This is a genomic window from Pseudomonas sp. SDO55104_S430 (assembly GCF_054070595.1).
Genome location: NZ_JBSVXG010000012.1, coordinates 34092 through 52054, shown reverse-complemented (window position 1 = coordinate 52054; position 17963 = coordinate 34092). Strand labels below are relative to the sequence as shown.

Genomic DNA, 17963 nt, shown 5'->3' with positions numbered 1-17963 from the left:
GAATGGTGGTCAACGATAACGCGGGCTGCCTGATGCCCCGCGGTGTCCGGGCCACCATCGCGAGCAAGCTCGCTCCTACAGGGGAACGCATTTCAACATTGAGTCAGGGTGGGTCGAGCTGATCGAGAACCCGATTCGCGGTGATCTCCGCCAGCATGATGCTGTTGGAAATGCCCAGCAGGGCATTGCGTAAACCGCCGTCCAGATGATCGACGAGGTGATGGACCATGACGTCGACCGAGGCGAGGGTTTCGACGAGGTAGACCATCAGGTCCTCGGTTCGGGTTTCGGGGTTGACGGTGAAGAGGGTACTGGGTGTTCGAGGTGTGGCTTTGATGTCGGCGGTTGAGGGGGGATCAAGGTTGGGATCGTGCGGCGAGGTTGGATCGGTTTCCGGGGGATTGGGTGTGACTTTGAACATTTTTGCTAACTCCAAAAATGCCGTTAACCATCGCTGCTAAACGAGGGGTGGCGGCTGTGCGCAGGTTAGCAGACCGGGGAGTTAGCAAAACCGGCGCGCCCGAAGGCGCCCTGCGCACAGCTACCATTGAGCGCAGGCAAATGGATGCCTGACTGAAGGGAGCGCTATGCACCTTGCTAAATACCACGAGCTGCTAAACCCGTATCACCAAGGCAGTGATGCGAATCAAGTTACCCAGCGGCCCCAAGGCGCACAAGCCGGCGGATTCTGGCGTAGCGGTAGGCAACGGCGCAAGGTCTTGTAGCTTTCCGGAAGTAATTCCGAAGGCTTTTAAACACGCGCTCTCGAGGCGTGTTTAAAGCTTGTAGGCGCGCTTCCTGCGACCGCATAAATTGGCATGCTCAGGCCGCAAAACTGCAAGCAGTCATTCACAACCCAGAAAAAAAGAGAGGCTGGGTCAAGGATGGGATATCTTGCCGACCTCGTAACCGACCTGTCTCCATGGAGGAAAAAATGCGGATTTACATTACAGGTGCTTCCTGTGCAGGCGTGACCACTTTGGGTCAGAACACCGCAGCTCTACTCAACGTACGACATGTCGATGTCGATGATTTTTTCTGGATGCCTACCAACCCTCCCTTCACCACCAAACGGCCTCCCGGTGAGCGAGTGGTGTTGATCCGGCAAAAATTCGAGGGTGACGATTGGGTGCTGACCGGTTCTTGCATGGGCTGGGGCGATGCGTTGATAACCGATGTCGATCTGATCGTGTTCGTTGAAACACCAACGCCCGTTCGCCTTGAAAGGCTGGCCGCACGTGAGAAGGAACGCTTCGGAAATCGCATAGCGCCGGGTGGTGACATGCATGAGATACATGTGGCTTTCCGCGAGTGGGCCTCGCAGTACGACAATCCGAATTTTTCGGGACGCAATCGAGCGTGGCACGAGGCCTGGCTAACAGAGCAGACTGTTCCTGTCTTGCGGATTGACGGCACGATCAGTGCTGAGAAGATGGTTGCGGATGTCGTTCATGCTTTGCCGCAAGTATCGCAATAGCTGGAAACCGTGACGGCGCGCATACGAAGCTCAACGCACTTTGGATAATTACAGCCGTACCCGCAGCGACCATCACTCCCAGGCAATGGCTGTACAAAATCATGATTTGGTATAAGTTTTAAAGGCGCCCATTAAGTCCTATCGAGGCTTTTCGCATGACTTGGCAGCCGGAACGCTCGATCCGCCACGCTATCTGCCTTGTGCTGATGCTCCAGAGTGCAGAACTGTTTGCTGGCTGGCGTGAAGCCTTACCCGATGCACGTCTGTCGGGTAGCGGTGACATGCGGGTTTTTGGGTTCTCCATCTACAGCGCCCAGCTCTGGAGCCCACGCCTGATTGCGGGTAAAGCGCCGGGGGCAGATGTGCCTTTTGCGCTGGAGCTGACCTACAGTCGTGCGATCAGTCGCGATGATCTGGTGGAAGCCAGCATCAAGGAAATCCGTCGCCTGTCGCCGAGTGCCGGAAACTCACAGCTGATTGCTCGCTGGAAGCGGGAGATGCAGAGCGCGTTCGTCGATGTACGCGCAGGTGACCGCATAACCGGAGTCTTTATGCCGGGAGAGGGCGTACGTTTTTATGTAGGCGAGAACCTGCGGCATGTGGTGCGCGACGATGCGTTCGCCAAAGCCTTTTTCGCAATCTGGCTTGACCCCCGAACACGCGATCCACAGTTGCGTGCCCAATTGCTGGGCGCAGCGAAACCCTGAGGCCGTCGAGCAAGTGAACACGTCGCCTTGAGTCAACGAACACGCGGTCCGGCCATCCAGTGCAGCGCCGGCATCAATAGTGCCCATATCGATGCGAGCAACAGAATGCTCGGCCACACACCCAGGGGCAATCCCACTTCTGCCAACCTTGCGCCACCCCAATAGGAGAGCGGCCCGCCGATAGCGCCTGCCAGGCTGCCCAGCCACCAGGGTCGGTTTGTCCAGCTCAGGCTGTAGCGCAAGGTGCTGGCGAAAAGCAGCCAAAGCAATGCCAGCCAAAGTGGCAGAACTACAGTGGCGCCGGAAAAGTGGAATAGCCCGAGGTGCATCAGCGTGGTGTCCAGAATCCAGCCCGAGGCTGCCACCCGCAACAGACTGGGCCACTCATTACTCGCGTTTGCGATCCAGAACAGGTGTAAGGCAAGACAGGCAATTGCGACCAGCAACAGCCAGGGCCGATGAGCGCCCAATACACAGGCGAACCACCCGAGTTGGAATAGACCGGCGTTGACCAATAACCGGCCTCGTCCGCTCACGCCTTCAGCTCGAAGGGCGCCGGTCTTGCCCCTGGCTTGGCGAGCAATAGATGCGCGGTGCCGATGCTTCGCTCCAGAAAGCCACCTTCGCAGTAACACAGGTAGAACTTCCAGAGGCGATAGAACGTCTGGTCGTAACCCAGTGCTTCCAGGTTATGCCGGCTGCGTCGCAGGTTGTCGTGCCACATGCGCAGGGTACGAGCGTAATGAAGACCGAAGTCCTCCATGTGGTGAAGGTTCAGGTCGGTGTCGCGACTGATGGTGTTCAGCATCGCGCTGACCGAAGGCAAGGCACCACCGGGGAAAATGTAGCGCTGGATAAAGTCGACGGTTTTCTTCGCCTGCTCGTAGCGCTGGTCCCGAATGGTGATCGCCTGCAACAGCATCAGTCCGTGTTCTTTGAGCAGATGCGCGCACTGTTTGAAGTAGGTGGGCAGGAAGCGGTGGCCGACGGCCTCGATCATCTCGATCGACACCAGCTTGTCGTACTTGCCTGTCAGGTCACGATAGTCCTGCAACAGCAAGGTGATGCGCTCCTGGAGGCCCTGCTCCTCGATTCGGCGCCGGGTGTACTCAAACTGTTCATGGGAGAGGGTGGTGGTAGTGACCTTGCAGCCGTAGTGGGTGGCCGCATAGAGCGCCATACTGCCCCAGCCGGTACCGATCTCCAGCAGGTGGTCACCGGGTTTGAGATCGAGCTTTTGGCAGATGCACTCCAGTTTGTACATTTGGGCTTGTTCGAGGCTGTCGCTGGTGGAGCGGAACATGGCCGCCGAATACATCATGGTCGGGTCCAGCAGCTGTTCGAACAACTTGTTGCCCAGGTCGTAGTGAGCTGAAATATTGCGCTGCGAGCCCCGACGCGTATTGCGGTTGAGCCAGTGAAGGGCTTTGGTCAGCGGACGGCGTATACGTGCCAGGCCGCGCTCCATGCCATCCAGCACATCGAGGTTGGCAACGAAAATGCGCACCACTGCGGTCAGGTCCGGGCTGCTCCAGTAGCCGTGGATATAGGCCTCGCCAGCACCAATCGAGCCATTCGCCGCCACCATTGGCCAGAGCGCCGAATCATGCACTTCGATCTCGCCATGCAACCCCTCGCCTGGCTGGCCGAAGCTCAAGGGCTGACCGTCGACGATGACCACCAAGTGCCCGTGACGCAGTTGCGCCAACTGACGCAACACCAATTTCTTCAACAGACGGGCGCCCGGTCCGCTGGCCGTGGAGCTACAGGTGCTGGAGGGGTTGAGGCTAGGATTTGTCATGGCGCGACTCCAGCTCTGCGGTGAGGTATTCACCGGTTGCGGCTTCATGGGAAAACAGTGGCAGACGCTTGAGCAGCAGACGCAGGGCCTGCCAGTAAATGCCGATCAGGGTTTTGCCGGTCATCCAGGGGAAGGCCAGAAGGTGGCGGTGCAGGCTTTGACGCGTCAGCTCGATGCGCTCCAGGCCCAGGCCAGCCTCAAAGATTTTTTCCTCCCCCAGCCAGTCCTGCATGGACACGTGCAGCGTTTGCCCGGGAGCAGAGAAACGCATGCGGTACTGCAGATCGCGGGGCAGGAAGGGCGATACATGAAACCCCTTGCTCACCCGATGGCGCGACTCACCGCTGGCGTGGGTCGGCAGTACGTAGTGGTAACGCTCTCGCCAGGGGGTATTGCTGACTTCACAGAGGATGGCGGCCAGACTGCCGTCGGATTCGAAGCAGTAAAACAGGCTGATCGGATTGAAGGACAGCCCCCAACTGCGCGGCTGGGTGAGCAGACAGATACGCCCTTGTGGTGCGAATCCGAGGGCCTGCTCGACGCGTTGGCGTACTGCATCGCTCAGCGTCATGCCTTGGCGCGTGGCGTATGGCAAATAATCGGTTTCGCGGAAGGTGAAAGCGCCCCAGCGCGAGTTTCCGGCCAGCCATGACAGGCTCAAGACCTGCGCTTGTTCCGCAAGATCCAGGTAGAGCATACCCATGCGATAGCGAAACCCATGGGCGCGCGGCAGCACCCGGCGGTGGCTGACCCAGCCGTAATAAAACGCGCTGTTCACAGTTGTTCTCCGAAAGCGGCCGCCACGCGCAAGGCACTGACCACACCGTCCTCGTGGAAACCGTTGGCCCAGTAAGCGCCGCAGTAATAGCTGTTCTGGGCGCCTTGCAATTCCTGCCATCGTGCCTGCGCAACCATGCCTGCCTGGCTGTATTGCGGGTGGGCGTAGCGGAAACGGTCGAGGATTTTGCCTGGGTCAATGCCCGCCGTCTGATTCAGGCTCACGCAATAGGTGGTGTCGCTCTGCAGCCCTTGCAGGATATTCATGTTGTAGGTGACAGCGGCCGGTTGCCGGGGCGAGCCACCGAGGCGGTAATTCCAGCTTGCCCAGGCCAGGCGACGGCTTGGCAGCACACGCGTGTCCGTGTGCAGTACCACCTCGTTCTCGTCGTAACGCAGTGCGCCGAGAATCTCCCGCTCGGCTTGGCTGGGCGCAACAAGAAGGCGTAGCGCCTGGTCGCTGTGACAGGCGAATACCACGCTGTCAAAGCGATCGATGCCGGCGCTGCTGTGCAGATTGACGCCAGCGTCGTCACGTACGACCCGATGGACCGGGCAGTTGAGACGGATGCGTTCGACAAAGCCTGCGCTCAACGCTGCTACGTAAGTGCGCGAGCCACCACTGACAACGCGCCACTGTGGCCGATTGGTCACCGACAGCAGCCCATGGTTTCTACAGAAGCGCACAAAGAACTCACATGGAAAACGCTGCATGTCGGCCCGTGACATCGACCAGATCGCCGACCCCATCGGGACGATGTAGTGTTCGATAAAACGCTGCCCGTAACCGTTCTGCCCCAGATAGTCGCCCAGCGTGGTTTCGCCAGTGATGCGTTGTTCGTCCAGGTCACGTATGACCTCGCGGTTGAAGCGCAAGATGTCACGCAACATGCCCCAGAAACCGGGTGAAAGCAGGTTGCGCCGCTGAGCAAACAGGCTGTTGAGATTGTTGCCGTTGTATTCGGTGCCGGTACTCGGATCTTGAACCGAGAAACTCATCTCGGTGGGTTGCGAAGCCACGCCGAGTTGATCCAGCAAACGGATGAAGTTGGGATAGGTCCAGTCGTTGAAGACGATAAAACCGGTATCGATAGCGTGGCTTTTCCCCTCTGCTGCAACCTCGACCGTGTGGCTATGGCCACCGATCCAGTCATCCGCCTCGAATACCGTGATGTCATGTTTGCGGTTGAGCAGCCAGGCGCAGGTCAGGCCGGAGATTCCACTACCGATAATCGCAATTTTCATGAAGATGCTTCTGTAGCCGGACGCGCCATACGCCTGGCCAGCGCCAGTTGCAGGCGTTGAGGAAGGATCGCCAACAGGCGCAGGGTGGCGATGAAAGGTCCGGGAAAGGCGACTTCCAGCGGTCGTTTTTCCAGGCGAGTGGCGATGTAGTCGGCAGCCTTGCCCACCGGCCAACGCATCGGCATCGGGAAATCGTTCTGTCGCGTCAGCGGTGTATCGACGAAGCCCGGGCTGACGAGCGTGACGTCTATCCCCTCGTGTGCCACATCGATGCGAAGCGATTGAAACAGGTAACGCATGGCCGCCTTGGAGGCGCCATAGGCCTCGGCGCGAGGTAATGGCAGGTAAGTAACCGAGCTACAGATCGCCACCAGATGAGGTCGCTGTGCCTTGCGCAGCAGTGGCAGGGCAGCTTCAACGCAGTAAGCCGCGGAAAACAGATTGGTCCGCATCACCCGTTCAATCATGCTGGCTTCAAAGTGGCCAGCGTCCAGGTACTCGCAGGTTCCAGCGTTGAGGATGACCTGATCCAGGTAGCCCCAGAGTTCGCCGATTCGATCGCCCATGGCTCGAACCTGTCGTGCATCGGTCAGGTCGCCTGGTAAGACAAGCACCTGCTGCGGATGTCCTGTCTGCAGCTTTTCCAGGGCCGTTACATTGCGGGCGCTGACAGCCAGAAAATGGCCTTGGGACAGGAGAATTTGCGCAAGTGCCGCGCCTATGCCGCTGCTGGCGCCGGTGAGCCATATACGTTTCATGCCAGGCGCCCCTTCAACCAGCCAATCGCGGCGCCCATTACCGGCAGGTGCTCATAGAGCAGCGCGCCGGCATCGAAGTAGTCGCGATGCCGGTATACCTTCTCGTGCCATTGCAGGTATGAGCAGCCAATGACCTCTATCAGTTGGCCACGGCGTAAATGGGGATGGCGAAACTGCAGGTTCCAGCGCAGATAACCGCTGCCTTCTTCCACCTGGTCATAGCCGTGAAACGAGAATCCGAGCTCGCTGACGTTGACGTATAGCTCTGAGAAGTAGTCCTGCAGCGCTGTCAGGCCCTGGATCTCGTGTAGCGGATCGCTGAAGTGGATATCGTCGCTGTACAACTCCGTCAGCCTGTGCAAATTGCTGGCGTCGAGCGCTGCGAAGCCGCTGGCGAAACGTTGGAGGAAGTCAGACACGTTGCATCCCCATTAGCTTTTTCTTGTACGGATCGATTGGCTTGTACAGGTTTTTAAAGAATAGGGTGCATGCTGTACAAGTCAAATTTCCTGTACAAGTTTTTGCTTCGAAGCGTGAGGAGGGTCTTGAGGACGATAGTTGAGGAGGGAGAATCCCTGGCAATACTTCGTAAAAAACGAACTATTCGCACCGAATAAACGATTTTTGTTGATGAACCATGATCGCTAGCATGACCTCTCCAGCCTATTGCTGCGTCATGCGGAGATAGAGAATGACTGCCATCAGCATCGGCCAACCCTGGATGTGGGCCGCCTTCATCGTGTTTGTCCTGGCCATGCTGGCGCTCGATCTGTTCGTCTTCGGCGGACGAAAGGCGCATCGTGTTTCGGTGCGAGAAGCGCTGGCCTGGGTCCTCGCCTGGATCAGTTTGGCATTGGTCTTCGCTGCCTTGCTCTGGTGGTACCTGGACAGCACGTTCGGCGCCGAAGTGGCCCAGCGTACAACGCTCGAATTCCTGACCGGCTACCTGATCGAGCAGTCGCTGTCGATCGACAACATGTTCGTTTTCGTGATGATCTTCGGCTACTTCGCCGTGCCGCCGGAGTTGCAACGCCGCGTGCTGCTCTATGGCGTGCTCGGCGCCATCATCATGCGCGCAGGTATGATTTTCGCGGGTGTCTGGTTGGTGCGGGAGTTTGCCTGGTTACTCTATGTCTTTGGTGCGTTTCTCGTCATCACCGGCATCAAGATGCTGGTCTTCGCCAATCAGCAGCCAGACCTTGGAAAGAACCCTTTGCTGCGTTGGCTGCGTAGCCACATGCGTATCACGGACAACTTTCATGGCGAGCGCTTCTTCGTGCGTAAGGATGGCCTGCGCTGGGCGACGCCGATGTTCCTGGTGCTGGTACTGATCGAGGCCAGCGACCTGGTCTTCGCGGTCGATAGCATCCCGGCTATCTTCGCCGTCACCACTGACCCCTTCATCATTTTCACCTCCAACATCTTCGCCATCATGGGCCTGCGCGCACTGTATTTTCTGCTTGCCGACATGGCCCACCGCTTCCACTTGCTCAAATATGGCCTGTCCATCGTACTGGTGTTCATCGGCGGCAAGATGCTGGTCGCGCCGTGGTGGCACATGCCGATCCAATGGTCGCTGAGCATTGTCGGCGGCATCATATTGATTTCGGTGCTGTTGAGTCTGGCGTTGACGAAGAGCAAAACAGAGGTCGCGGGAGAACAGTCATGAAGCGATGTTCTGAGTTTGCACCGAGAAAGCTGCAGCGACAGTAAGGCTCGGTTATTGATTACTCAGTGTAATAATTGAAATTCAGTTCAGGGGCTCTATCGCTTTTTGCTCCGGTAATAAGATGGATCCATCCAACCATCACTACTGGAGTATCACGTGAAAAAAACCATTATCGCCGCTCTGTTAACCGCTGCCGCCAGCTACGCCAACGCCGGCACGGTATTGGTTGTCCTGTCGGACCAGGATCAACTGGACCTCAAAGACGGCAAGGTCATGCAAACCGGTTTCTTCCTCAACGAATTGATGCAACCGGTGCAGACTTTCATCGAGGCGGGGCAGACCGTGGTATTTGCCACGCCTAGCGGCAAGGCGCCAACCGCGGACCAGAAATCCAACGATGTGAATTTCTGGGGCGGTGATGAAAAGGCCCGTCAGCAAAGCCTCGCGCTGCTGGACACGCTGAAGCTGACCTCCAAAAACGGCTCGCCGGCAATCAGCTTCGCGCAGGTTCAGAAAATCGGTTACGACAAGTTTGACGCCGTGTTCGTGCCTGGCGGCCATATCCCGATGCAGGACCTGCTCAAGGACAAGCAACTGGGTCAACTGCTGACCAACTTCCATGACAACGGCAAAGTCACCGGCTTTACCTGCCATGGCACCATCGCCATGTTGTCGGCGATCCCCGACGCCCGTGGTTTTGTCTCCGCATTGGAATCAGGCAAGCAGCCGGCCGCGCCCGCCAACTGGATTTACAAGGGCTACAAAGTCACCGCCTTCACCGACGCGGAAGAAGAGCAGGCCAAAGGTTTCCTCGGCGGCGGCCACATGAAACTGTTCCCGCAGGATGGCCTGACGGCAGCTGGTGCCAACTTCAATGAAGCCAAGCCATGGAGCGAGCACGTGATCGAGGATCGCGAAGTCATCTCCGGCCAGAATCCGCAGTCGGCCAAGGCAGTCGCAGTGGCCATGCTGGCGAAGTTGAAGAAGTAAGCCTGGGCGGGCGAGTCATATCGCCCTGAAGAAGTGCTGAACCCTGTAGGAGCCAGCTTGCTCGCGATGGTGACCAACGATGACGCTGGCTATCCGATGCCCCGCGGTGTCCAGACCTGCATCGCGAGCAAGCTCGCTCCTACAGAAGGGGCGTGGAAATCCATGGGTAAATGGCTCGTCAAATCAACAAGCCACCTTTTTGCCACCCGACTGTCATAAATTTTTCATATAACTGGTTCAAAGTGCGGCAGCCGCTCTCAAAAGGAATGCCGTTCATGAAAAGTTTTGTTAAGTCCGCTGCGCTCGCTCTTACCGTTTCTATCTGCGCCACATCAGTGTCTTTTGCTGCCGAAAGCGTGCGCCTGACAGGTTCTGGCGCCAGTTTTCCGGCTCCTATCTACCTGACCTGGTTCAAGGATTTCAGCAAGAAAACCGCTGGCGTCACCGTTGATTACCAGTCGAAAGGTAGCGGTGCGGGCGTACAGGACTTTCTGAACAAAACCGTTGATTTCGCGGCCAGCGACTCGGCCATGAAAGACGAGGACATCGCCAAGGTTGCCGAAGGCGTGCAGTTGCTGCCGATGACCGCAGGCGAAATCGTGTTGGCGTACAACCTGCCAGGCAGCCCTAAAGGCCTGAAATTGCCACGCGACGTTTACTCCAACATCTTCCTGGGCAAGATCACCCAGTGGAACGATCCGCAGATCGTCGCAGCCAACCCTGACCTGAAGCTGCCGGCACTGCCAATCACTGTTGTCGTACGTGCAGACTCCAGCGGTACTACCGCGGTGTTCACCAAGCACATGTCGACCATCAATGCGGAATTCAAAACCGCGCTGGGCGAAGGCAACACCGTCAACTGGCCTGCCAGCGACAAATTCATCAAGTCGCCTAAAAACGACGGCGTGACCGCTACCGTCCGTCAGACCCCTGGTGCCATCGGCTACATCGAATACGGCTTCGCCAAGCTGGCCAAAGTCGACTTCGCCGAGTTGCAGAACAAGGCCGGTCAGTACGTTGTGCCTAACGCAGAAAGCGGTGCCGAAGCTCTGAACGCGGTGAAGTTCCCGGAAAACCTGGTGGCCTGGTTGCCTGATCCGGACGGCGCCAAGTCCTACCCGATCACTTCCTACACCTGGATGATCTTCCGCAAGCAGAACGAGAGCCCGGCCAAGGCCAAGGCCATGCGTGAAATGGTTGAGTACAGCCTGACCGAAGGTCAGAAGATTGCCGACTCGATGGGCTACATCCCGCTGCCGCAATCGGTCATCGATCAGGTTCGCAAAGCTTCGGCCAACATCCAGTAACGCTCGCGAGTCTTCATCCGGCGTGCGCTGCAGGCACGCCGGATGAGATTTCCACCTGTTCCGGAATACACCCATGACCCAGCCTTTTGTCGTACCGGTTAACCCGGACTCTGCGTGCCAACCGCCTTCCGCGAAGGATTTCCTGGTGGATCGGACCTTCCGCGCGATTGCGCGCATAGGTGTGGTCCTGATTCTGGTGTTGGTATTCGCCCTTGTATTCGAAGTGGGCCGCAAGGCCCTTCCGGGCATGGAAAAGCATGGCCTGGACGTTCTCCTGGGTTCCGTCTGGGACGTCAACCAGGGCAAGTACGGCATTCTGCCTGCCATCTGGGGCACGCTTTACAGTGCACTGATCGCATTGCTCATCGCCGGCATTTTCGGCGTCAGCATGGCGATCTTTCTGACCCAGGATTTTCTGCCCGCCAAACTGGCGGCCATCTTCCGCACCATCGTCGAACTGCTCGCAGCCATTCCCAGCGTGGTTTATGGCCTGTGGGGGATCTACGTGGTGATCCCGGCCATTCGTCCTCTGACGACATGGTTGAACACCGAACTCGGATGGATTCCTTTTTTCGGCACTTCGTTGAGCGGGCCAGGATTGCTGCCTGCTGCGTTGGTGCTGGCCATCATGATTCTGCCGACCGTTGCCGCCGTTTCGCAGGATGCGCTCACCGGCGTTCCGATGAAAACCAAGCAGGCTGCTTACGGCATGGGTACCACCCACTGGGAAGCGATTCTGAAAGTGATGGTGCCGTCCGCTGCCACCGGCATCTTCGGCTCGCTGGTGCTGGGCCTGGGCCGCGCACTGGGTGAAACAATGGCCCTGGCCATGCTGGTCGGCAACGCGAACAACATTTCGCTTTCGCTGTTCGCACCGGCCAACACGCTGGCCGCCTTGCTGGCGCTGAACTTCCCTGAAGCGGGACCGAACGAAGTAGAGGTTCTGATGTACGCCGCGCTGGTGCTGATGTTCATCACACTGCTGGTGAATGTCATCGGTTCCATGATCATGATGTACGCCCAGCGGGGGAACAAATAATGACTGATCTCACTGCTGCTTCCATTTCCGCTGCACCGAGCCTGCAACGCAGGTTCGAAGGCCGCGCGCTGCGCAGCCTGGTATTGACCACGCTAGTCTGGCTTCTCGCTGTGGTGGCCAGTGTGCCGCTGTTTTCAGTGCTCTACATGCTGATCACCCGTGGTGGTGCTCGCCTGAGCCTTGAAGTCTTCACCGAACTGCCGCCGACAGGCTTCGAGACCGGTGGCGGCTTTGGTAACGCCCTGGCCGGTACCTTCGTCATGGTCGGTATCGCGGCCGCCATCGCGGTGCCGGTCGGCATCATGGCAGCCGTCTTCCTGGCTGAGTTGGGACCTGACAGCAAACTGGCGAATGCCTCGCGCTTCGCCGCCAAGATGCTCACCGGGCTGCCTTCCATTCTGGCGGGTGTTTTCGCCTACGCCCTGGTGGTCGTGACCACGGGTACCTACTCGGCACCGGCAGGTGGCGTGGCACTGGCAGTGCTGATGCTGCCGATCGTCGTGCTGACGGCTGAAGAGTCGATGAAGATGGTGCCCAAGATCATGAAGGATGCCGCCTACGGCATGGGCTGCACGCGCTCGCAAGTGATCTGGAAAATCGTTCTGCCTACCGGCCTTCCGGCGATTCTGACCGGCGTCATGCTGGCCGTGGCGCGCGCAGCGGGCGAAACCGCGCCGTTACTGTTTACCGCGCTGTTCAGCAACTACTGGATCTACCACGAAGGCAGCCTGTCGATGATGAACCCGACGGCCTCGCTTTCCGTGCTGATCTACAACTTTTCCGGCATGCCTTTCGACAACCAGCTCGAGCTCGCATGGGCGGCTTCGCTGGTGCTGGTGGTGATCGTGCTGATCGTGAACGTCGTCAGCCGTGTTTTCGGCAAACCAAAGTTTTAAGAGCGGGAGCATCTGAATCGTGAACACTCTATCTACGCAAAAAATCGCCCCTGTCGAGACCAAGTCTCCGGTGGTCATGGACTGCAAACTGGACAAGATTTTCTACGGCAACTTCCTGGCGGTACGTGACAGCCACGTGCCGATCGAAAAGAACAAGATCACAGGCTTCATCGGTCCTTCGGGCTGCGGCAAGAGTACCGTGCTGCGCAGCCTGAACCGGATGAATGACCTGGTCAGAGGCTTTCGCTTCGACGGCCATGTCCATTTCCTCGGGCAAGACGTCTACGGCAAGGGCGTGGACCCGGTGGTCGTGCGTCGTTATATCGGCATGGTGTTCCAGCAACCCAACCCGTTCTCGATGAGTATCTTCGACAACGTCGCTTTCGGCCTGCGCCTGAACCGCTACAAGGGCGATCTGGGTGATCGCGTCAAGCACGCCCTGCAGGGCGCCGCGCTGTGGGATGAAGTCAAGGACAAGCTCAAGGTCAGCGGTCTGTCGCTGTCCGGTGGCCAGCAGCAGCGCCTGTGTATCGCTCGCGCCATCGCTACCGAGCCGGAAGTTCTGTTGCTGGATGAGCCGTGCTCGGCGCTCGACCCGATCGCCACTCGCCGTGTCGAGGAACTGATGGTCGAGTTGAAGAAGGACTACACCATCGCCCTGGTGACCCACAACATGCAGCAGGCCATCCGTGTCGCCGACACCACGGCTTTCTTCTCGGTGGATATTTCCCAGGGGACACGCACCGGTTATCTGGTCGAGATGGGTGCCACCACGCAGATTTTCGGCAGCCCGCGCGAGCAGATGACCGAGGATTACATCAGCGGCAAGTTCAGCTAAACCGAACGTGCGTCAAAAACCGTATACCGCTCGCGGCTATACGGTTTTTTCGTCCATAGGGTTGTCTTCGTCTCACTCCTCTTTTTTCAGGTTTGCCAATGTCTGCACCGCGTCGTCTTGATTTGCCAGCGATAGAGCGCGCCCTGCGTGAAGTGCAGTATCGCTTCGCTGAACTGAGCGAGCACTTCACCGAGCCGCGTGATCCCTTCACCGACGAAGTACTGATGAATGTGGTTGAGGGCTACGCCCTGATCGACGACTACGTCGCACGGGATGTCGACCTGTTCGATTTGCAGCAACTGAATCTGATGCTGGAGATCAATGCCACCGTTCTGTGCGGTCGAGACCCTGCTCGCCGACTGGAATTCGCACCGCACCTGGCGGCCACCGAGGCGCACTTTTTCAACGACGTGGAAGGTGGCATCAAGAACTTGTTCAACTGGTACAGCGCCCATCACGGCGAATCGCCCTGGAAGCGCGCGGCGGGTGTCTATGTGCGGATTCTCAGCAAACCGCAGCTGTTCATTGAAGGCAACAATCGCACTGGCTCGCTCATCGTCAGCTACCTGCTGATGCGCGCCGGGCTGCCTCCGTTCGTGCTGAACCTGGACAACGCCAAGGGTTACTTCAATCCCTCGTCGGTCATCCGAAACTCCGCCAAACATGGCGTCAAGGCGTTATTTGAATTACCCAAGATCAAGAAAAAATACGCAGCTTTCCTCGAAGAGCAGTCTCCGGATCCGAAGCGGTTTTTCCTGAGCAGAAAACTCGCTCCTGCCTATCAGGGAGGCGCTTGATGAATACCTACCCAATGCTTGAAAGATGCCGAGAAATCACGGATCAGGCATGGCAGGCAGTGAAAGATTCCTTTGCGCCGTCCATGTTCAGACGTCAGCGCATTCGGGTTTCGTTTGATATCGACGACACCCTGGCCTGCCTGCCGCACCACAGCGACGTCGAGCCAGGCCCGATGCCGGATTTCGTGCATCGCTGGCTGGGCGAACCGCTACGCATCGGAACACGCTCGCTGACCCGCGAGTTGCGCCGCCAGGGCTGCAGCATCTGGGTCTACACCTCGTCCGGTCGTACACCGTCCTATATCCGGCGCTGGCTGTTGCTGTACGGAATCCACGTCGACGGCGTGGTCAACAGTGTTCGGCATAACCAGGCCCTGACGGAACGGGGGATGGTGAACTCACCCTCGAAGCTCCCGACAGCGTTCGATATCGACCTGCATGTCGATGATTCCGAAGGGGTGAAAGCTGAGGGGCATGACCACGGATTTCGGGTTGTGGTCGTGCGTCCCGATGATGAGAGTTGGGCGCAGCGAGTTCTGGATTCGGTGGCTGAGGTCCAGGCGGTGGTTGCTCGGCAGCAGGGTGTTGCGTACGCAAGCTGAACCTCCGACACATAAAACCTGTGGGAGCGAGCCTGCTCGCGATGGTGGTCAACAAAGACGCTGGCTGCCTGATGCCCCGCGGTGTCCGGGCCTCCATCGCGAGCATGCTCGCTCCTACAGGGGAATGCATTCCCAAGCAAAAACTGCGATCTATTGATCTTCTGTCAGGACGCCCAAGGTGACTTGCGCAGGATCTCGACGAAATTCGTCGGCCTGAACCCTGGATCCTTTTCCACCAGCACATCGCTCATGACGTTGGCGAAGGCCGTGTCCGGACGATGGCGCGTGCCATCGGCAAAGGCGCATAGCACACACTCCTTGAACCCCTCGCCACGTGGGTGCGCATGCACCACCGCTTCGCGCTGCACGTCCGAAAACGTCTCGTAGCCAATTCCCAGCGAATCCATTTCCACGCCGGCGGTCACCAGAGCCACAGTCGGGCGCAAATGATGCGGTATGCCTGGAGTGGCGTGCAGGGCAATGGACAGCCAGACCTGTTCGATATCGTCATCACTGAAACCGTAAGGCTTGAGGAACTCGGCAGCGGCGTTGGCGCCATCGACTTCAAAGCGCTCGTTGTCGGTGCGATAGCCTTCCACCAGACCGAGGTCATGGAACATTGCGCCGATGTACAAAAGCTCCGGGTTATAGGCCAGTTGCTTGCGCTCGCCGCTCAGCGCGCCGAACAGAAAGACCCGGCGCGAGTGGTGATACAGCAGGTCCGATTCAATGTCGCGGATGTAGTCGGTGGCCGCCTTGGCCAGGGCGCTGTCGGGGATTTTGATGCCGGCAATGCGGGTGCTCATGGGGACTTCCTCGTGGTGAACGCCGTGGCGGCGTTGAGGGTTGCAAGTGTGTTCGCGCCCTCAAAACCGGACAATTGATCCCTGGGGCCTATCGCGGCCAATACACCGCGATATCGCGCCAGCCTCACCTGTCGGCCGCAGATTCGGCTAGGGTGAGAGGCGATCTCCTCCCTGCTGCAGGTACCGTCCGGCCATGCAAAAAACCGTCGCCATCGTCGCTTTCAACGGTGTCCGCTCCCTGGATGTCACCGGGCCCATGGATGTGTTCTCCATGGCCCATCGGTTCCTCGCGCCCGAGGATAGCTACCGGCTGGAGGTGATTGGCGTCGAGCGCGGAGTGCTGACCTGTTCCAACGGCCTGGTGCTGAACGCCCATCGGCATTTCAGCGAAGCGCTGCAATCCTACGACCTGGTGTTGGTGGCCGGCGGGCCGCAAGCGCCGGTGATGGATTTCGGCGTGACCTTTGACGCCTGGCTGCGTGATGCCAGCGCGCGGGCGAAGCGGTTCGGCTCGATCTGTAGCGGCGCCTTCATCCTTGCCCGGGCCGGATTGCTGGAAGGGCGCACGGTGACGACCCACTGGGATGACGCGGCGCTGCTGGCGACACTCTGTCCTTCGACCCAGGTGGAGGCTGATCGTCTGTACGTCCAGGACGGCAAACTCTACACCTCCGCCGGAGTCACGGCGGGCATCGATCTGTCGCTGTACCTGCTGGGCCTCGATCATGGGCCTGACGTGGCGCTGAGCGTGGCCAAGCGACTGGTGGTTTTCACCCAGCGCTCAGGCGGGCAGTCACAGTTCAGCCAGTTCCTGGTGCCCCACGCCGAACCTGTATCGGTGGTGGCCATGGTCAAACGCTACGTGCTGAACAACCTCACCGGTGCCTTGACCATCGCCGACCTGGCCAACGCCGCCAACATGAGTGTGCGCAACTTCTCCCGGGTGTTTGCCAAGGAAGCGAAAATCACCCCGATGGAGTTTGTCGAACGAGCGCGGGTCGATGCGGCGCGGGCGATTCTGGAAAGCACCCGCGTACCGCTCAAGACCGTGGCCTACCAGTGCGGATTTCGCGACGCCCGGCATATGCGCTTTGTATTCAATCGCAGGCTGGGGGTGACGCCGCGGCAGTTCAGGCTGAACTTTGCGGCGATGGTTTGAGGCAGGGTTTTATTGAGCGTCGGGGGATGCGAGCTCCACGGGCTGGCTGTAGCTATTGATCCAATCCCTCAGTTCGATGACCTCATCACGCAAGGGCCGTCCCAGGTTGGTCATCAGGTAATAGCCTCTTCCCGAATTCACTGTCAGAGAAGAGAACCGTGCCAGCCGCTGACTTCGAAGCTCCTGATCCAGCAGGTAGCGAGTTCCAATTGTCACGCCACGACCTCGCGTGGCGGCATCCACCAATACGATGTAATTGTTCCCGTATTCTGCGGGCCGGACTCTGCCTGCATCGACACCTAGCGCCCCGAACCAGGCTTTCCAGTTGATCCAGTTGGGTTCCAGGCGCTCGTATTCCAGCAGTTTGTGCTTGAACAGTGCTTCCGGGTCTGCGTGTTCCAGTGGGTTCTCGCGAATGTAATCAGGACTTGCGACGGGAAACAGTTCCTCCTCGAACAGCAGTTGGGAGGACCAGTTTTCGTGATGGATAGGGTCGTAGACGATGGCCAGATCCACGCTTTCGTCGAGCAGGTCCGAGGTATGGTCAGATGTAATCATTCTGAGGCTTGCGCAAAAGCCGGGGTGATTCTGACGAAAGTCGCGCATGACCTCGCTCAACCAGTAATGGGCAGTCGCCGTGTTCGCAGCGAGCGTGATCGGCTGCCACTGGTCCTTCACGCTGATTTCTTCGACAGCATCCGCCAGATAATTGAATGACGTGCTGACCTTGGTGAGCAGTTGCTTGCCGCGTGGAGAAAGCGTCACCCGTCGTCCGTTGCGCACGAAAAGCTCAATTCCCAACGCCTCTTCCAATAGTCGGATCTGCTTGCTGATCGCAGCCTGGGAGACATGGAGCTCCTGCGCTGCGCGAGAAAAATTCAAGGCACGAGCCGCCGCTTCGAAGGCCATCAGGCTGGTAAGCGATGGAAGTCGATGACGCAGACTTTTCATTTAATAACCTGAAGTTGTTAACCGTCATGAATTTCCATCTGTGTACACCCAATTCTCAGGCTTGTAAATTTTGATTCAGACGGGATGCGAGAGCGTGTCAGCGCGCTGGCAAGTCCGCGGCTCTTGATAACAAATAGTTAACTC

20 protein-coding genes are annotated in these 17963 nt (G+C 58.4%); 11 read left to right on the top strand and 9 right to left on the bottom strand.

Annotated features, from left to right (window positions below; translation table 11 throughout):
* Positions 1-103: 103 nt before the first annotated feature.
* Positions 104-421, bottom strand: a complete 318-nt coding sequence (locus ACW9JE_RS04280) for a DUF6124 family protein (protein ID WP_457432041.1) — start codon at positions 419-421, stop codon at positions 104-106.
* 513 nt (positions 422-934) lie between these two features.
* On the opposite strand from ACW9JE_RS04280, the gene ACW9JE_RS04275 reads away from it, so the two are divergent.
* Both ACW9JE_RS04275 and ACW9JE_RS04270 read left to right on the top strand, forming a co-directional pair.
* Entirely contained in the window at positions 935-1477 is a 543-nt protein-coding gene (locus ACW9JE_RS04275; protein ID WP_457432040.1) for an ATP-binding protein, read from the top strand.
* A gap of 155 nt (positions 1478-1632) precedes the next feature.
* Complete coding sequence (locus ACW9JE_RS04270) at positions 1633-2184, top strand: chalcone isomerase family protein (RefSeq protein WP_457432039.1); 552 nt, start codon at positions 1633-1635, stop codon at positions 2182-2184.
* A 32-nt stretch (positions 2185-2216) separates the two neighbouring features.
* Here the strand turns inward: ACW9JE_RS04270 and ACW9JE_RS04265 are convergent, their stop codons facing one another.
* The 6 genes from ACW9JE_RS04265 to ACW9JE_RS04240 are packed head-to-tail and all read right to left on the bottom strand — an operon-like array spanning position 2217 to position 7184.
* Positions 2217-2699, bottom strand: a complete 483-nt coding sequence (locus ACW9JE_RS04265; protein WP_457432038.1) for a DUF2878 domain-containing protein — start codon at positions 2697-2699, stop codon at positions 2217-2219.
* Between the two features lie 17 nt (positions 2700-2716).
* Positions 2717-3985 (bottom strand): class I SAM-dependent methyltransferase, encoded by a 1269-nt coding sequence (locus ACW9JE_RS04260; protein ID WP_457432037.1) that lies wholly within the window; start codon positions 3983-3985, stop codon positions 2717-2719.
* Positions 3972-4763 (bottom strand): DUF1365 domain-containing protein, encoded by a 792-nt coding sequence (locus tag ACW9JE_RS04255; RefSeq protein WP_457432036.1) that lies wholly within the window; start codon positions 4761-4763, stop codon positions 3972-3974. Before ACW9JE_RS04255 ends, ACW9JE_RS04260 begins: the two co-directional genes overlap by 14 nt.
* Positions 4760-6007 carry an NAD(P)/FAD-dependent oxidoreductase gene (locus tag ACW9JE_RS04250; RefSeq protein ID WP_457432035.1) on the bottom strand — a complete coding sequence of 416 codons (1248 nt, stop codon included), beginning with the start codon at positions 6005-6007 and terminating at the stop codon, positions 4760-4762. Before ACW9JE_RS04250 ends, ACW9JE_RS04255 begins: the two co-directional genes overlap by 4 nt.
* Positions 6004-6765, bottom strand: a complete 762-nt coding sequence (locus ACW9JE_RS04245) for an SDR family NAD(P)-dependent oxidoreductase (protein ID WP_457432034.1) — start codon at positions 6763-6765, stop codon at positions 6004-6006. The genes ACW9JE_RS04250 and ACW9JE_RS04245 overlap by 4 nt, the downstream gene beginning before the upstream one ends.
* Positions 6762-7184, bottom strand: coding sequence for a nuclear transport factor 2 family protein (locus ACW9JE_RS04240; RefSeq protein WP_457432033.1), 423 nt, complete (start codon positions 7182-7184; stop codon positions 6762-6764). The genes ACW9JE_RS04245 and ACW9JE_RS04240 overlap by 4 nt, the downstream gene beginning before the upstream one ends.
* Positions 7185-7456: 272 nt before the next feature.
* Between ACW9JE_RS04240 and ACW9JE_RS04235 the strand changes: the two genes are divergently transcribed.
* The 8 genes from ACW9JE_RS04235 to ACW9JE_RS04200 all read left to right on the top strand — a co-directional run bounded on the left by ACW9JE_RS04235 (position 7457) and on the right by ACW9JE_RS04200 (position 14903).
* Positions 7457-8434 carry a TerC family protein gene (locus tag ACW9JE_RS04235; RefSeq protein ID WP_457432032.1) on the top strand — a complete coding sequence of 326 codons (978 nt, stop codon included), beginning with the start codon at positions 7457-7459 and terminating at the stop codon, positions 8432-8434.
* 156 nt (positions 8435-8590) lie between these two features.
* Positions 8591-9424 carry a type 1 glutamine amidotransferase domain-containing protein gene (locus ACW9JE_RS04230; RefSeq protein WP_224532956.1) on the top strand — a complete coding sequence of 278 codons (834 nt, stop codon included), beginning with the start codon at positions 8591-8593 and terminating at the stop codon, positions 9422-9424.
* Positions 9425-9699: 275 nt separating this feature from the next.
* Positions 9700-10731 carry a phosphate ABC transporter substrate-binding protein PstS gene (gene pstS, locus ACW9JE_RS04225; RefSeq protein WP_457432031.1) on the top strand — a complete coding sequence of 344 codons (1032 nt, stop codon included), beginning with the start codon at positions 9700-9702 and terminating at the stop codon, positions 10729-10731.
* Between the two features lie 73 nt (positions 10732-10804).
* Entirely contained in the window at positions 10805-11770 is a 966-nt protein-coding gene (gene pstC, locus ACW9JE_RS04220) for a phosphate ABC transporter permease subunit PstC (RefSeq protein WP_224532958.1), read from the top strand.
* Positions 11770-12666, top strand: coding sequence for a phosphate ABC transporter permease PstA (gene pstA, locus ACW9JE_RS04215; RefSeq protein WP_457432030.1), 897 nt, complete (start codon positions 11770-11772; stop codon positions 12664-12666). Before pstC ends, pstA begins: the two co-directional genes overlap by 1 nt.
* Positions 12667-12742: 76 nt before the next feature.
* Positions 12743-13504, top strand: a complete 762-nt coding sequence (gene pstB, locus ACW9JE_RS04210; protein WP_178131312.1) for a phosphate ABC transporter ATP-binding protein PstB — start codon at positions 12743-12745, stop codon at positions 13502-13504.
* 98 nt (positions 13505-13602) lie between these two features.
* On the top strand, positions 13603-14301 hold the full coding sequence (locus ACW9JE_RS04205; protein WP_457432029.1) for a hypothetical protein: 699 nt from the start codon (positions 13603-13605) through the stop codon (positions 14299-14301).
* 83 nt (positions 14302-14384) lie between these two features.
* Positions 14385-14903, top strand: coding sequence for a hypothetical protein (locus ACW9JE_RS04200; protein WP_457432028.1), 519 nt, complete (start codon positions 14385-14387; stop codon positions 14901-14903).
* A gap of 164 nt (positions 14904-15067) precedes the next feature.
* On the opposite strand, the gene ACW9JE_RS04195 is transcribed toward ACW9JE_RS04200, so the two are convergent.
* Positions 15068-15709 carry an HD domain-containing protein gene (locus ACW9JE_RS04195; protein ID WP_457432027.1) on the bottom strand — a complete coding sequence of 214 codons (642 nt, stop codon included), beginning with the start codon at positions 15707-15709 and terminating at the stop codon, positions 15068-15070.
* Positions 15710-15902: 193 nt separating this feature from the next.
* On the opposite strand from ACW9JE_RS04195, the gene ACW9JE_RS04190 reads away from it, so the two are divergent.
* On the top strand, positions 15903-16868 hold the full coding sequence (locus ACW9JE_RS04190; protein ID WP_457432026.1) for a GlxA family transcriptional regulator: 966 nt from the start codon (positions 15903-15905) through the stop codon (positions 16866-16868).
* 9 nt (positions 16869-16877) lie between these two features.
* Here the strand turns inward: ACW9JE_RS04190 and ACW9JE_RS04185 are convergent, their stop codons facing one another.
* Positions 16878-17819, bottom strand: a complete 942-nt coding sequence (locus ACW9JE_RS04185; RefSeq protein WP_457432024.1) for a LysR substrate-binding domain-containing protein — start codon at positions 17817-17819, stop codon at positions 16878-16880.
* Positions 17820-17963 lie beyond the last annotated feature (144 nt).

Bases quoted from the DNA above. Each gene is read 5' to 3' on its own strand.
- ACW9JE_RS04280 (WP_457432041.1), bottom strand. From the start codon at position 421: ATGTTCAAAGTCACACCCAATCCCCCGGAAACCGATCCAACCTCGCCG.
- ACW9JE_RS04275 (WP_457432040.1), top strand. From the start codon at position 935: ATGCGGATTTACATTACAGGTGCTTCCTGTGCAGGCGTGACCACTTTG.
- ACW9JE_RS04270 (WP_457432039.1), top strand. From the start codon at position 1,633: ATGACTTGGCAGCCGGAACGCTCGATCCGCCACGCTATCTGCCTTGTG.
- ACW9JE_RS04260 (WP_457432037.1), bottom strand. From the start codon at position 3,985: ATGACAAATCCTAGCCTCAACCCCTCCAGCACCTGTAGCTCCACGGCC.
- ACW9JE_RS04250 (WP_457432035.1), bottom strand. From the start codon at position 6,007: ATGAAAATTGCGATTATCGGTAGTGGAATCTCCGGCCTGACCTGCGCC.
- ACW9JE_RS04245 (WP_457432034.1), bottom strand. From the start codon at position 6,765: ATGAAACGTATATGGCTCACCGGCGCCAGCAGCGGCATAGGCGCGGCA.
- ACW9JE_RS04235 (WP_457432032.1), top strand. From the start codon at position 7,457: ATGACTGCCATCAGCATCGGCCAACCCTGGATGTGGGCCGCCTTCATC.
- pstS (WP_457432031.1), top strand. From the start codon at position 9,700: ATGAAAAGTTTTGTTAAGTCCGCTGCGCTCGCTCTTACCGTTTCTATC.
- pstC (WP_224532958.1), top strand. From the start codon at position 10,805: ATGACCCAGCCTTTTGTCGTACCGGTTAACCCGGACTCTGCGTGCCAA.
- pstA (WP_457432030.1), top strand. From the start codon at position 11,770: ATGACTGATCTCACTGCTGCTTCCATTTCCGCTGCACCGAGCCTGCAA.
- pstB (WP_178131312.1), top strand. From the start codon at position 12,743: ATGGACTGCAAACTGGACAAGATTTTCTACGGCAACTTCCTGGCGGTA.
- ACW9JE_RS04205 (WP_457432029.1), top strand. From the start codon at position 13,603: ATGTCTGCACCGCGTCGTCTTGATTTGCCAGCGATAGAGCGCGCCCTG.
- ACW9JE_RS04200 (WP_457432028.1), top strand. From the start codon at position 14,385: ATGTTCAGACGTCAGCGCATTCGGGTTTCGTTTGATATCGACGACACC.
- ACW9JE_RS04195 (WP_457432027.1), bottom strand. From the start codon at position 15,709: ATGAGCACCCGCATTGCCGGCATCAAAATCCCCGACAGCGCCCTGGCC.
- ACW9JE_RS04190 (WP_457432026.1), top strand. From the start codon at position 15,903: ATGCAAAAAACCGTCGCCATCGTCGCTTTCAACGGTGTCCGCTCCCTG.
- ACW9JE_RS04185 (WP_457432024.1), bottom strand. From the start codon at position 17,819: ATGAAAAGTCTGCGTCATCGACTTCCATCGCTTACCAGCCTGATGGCC.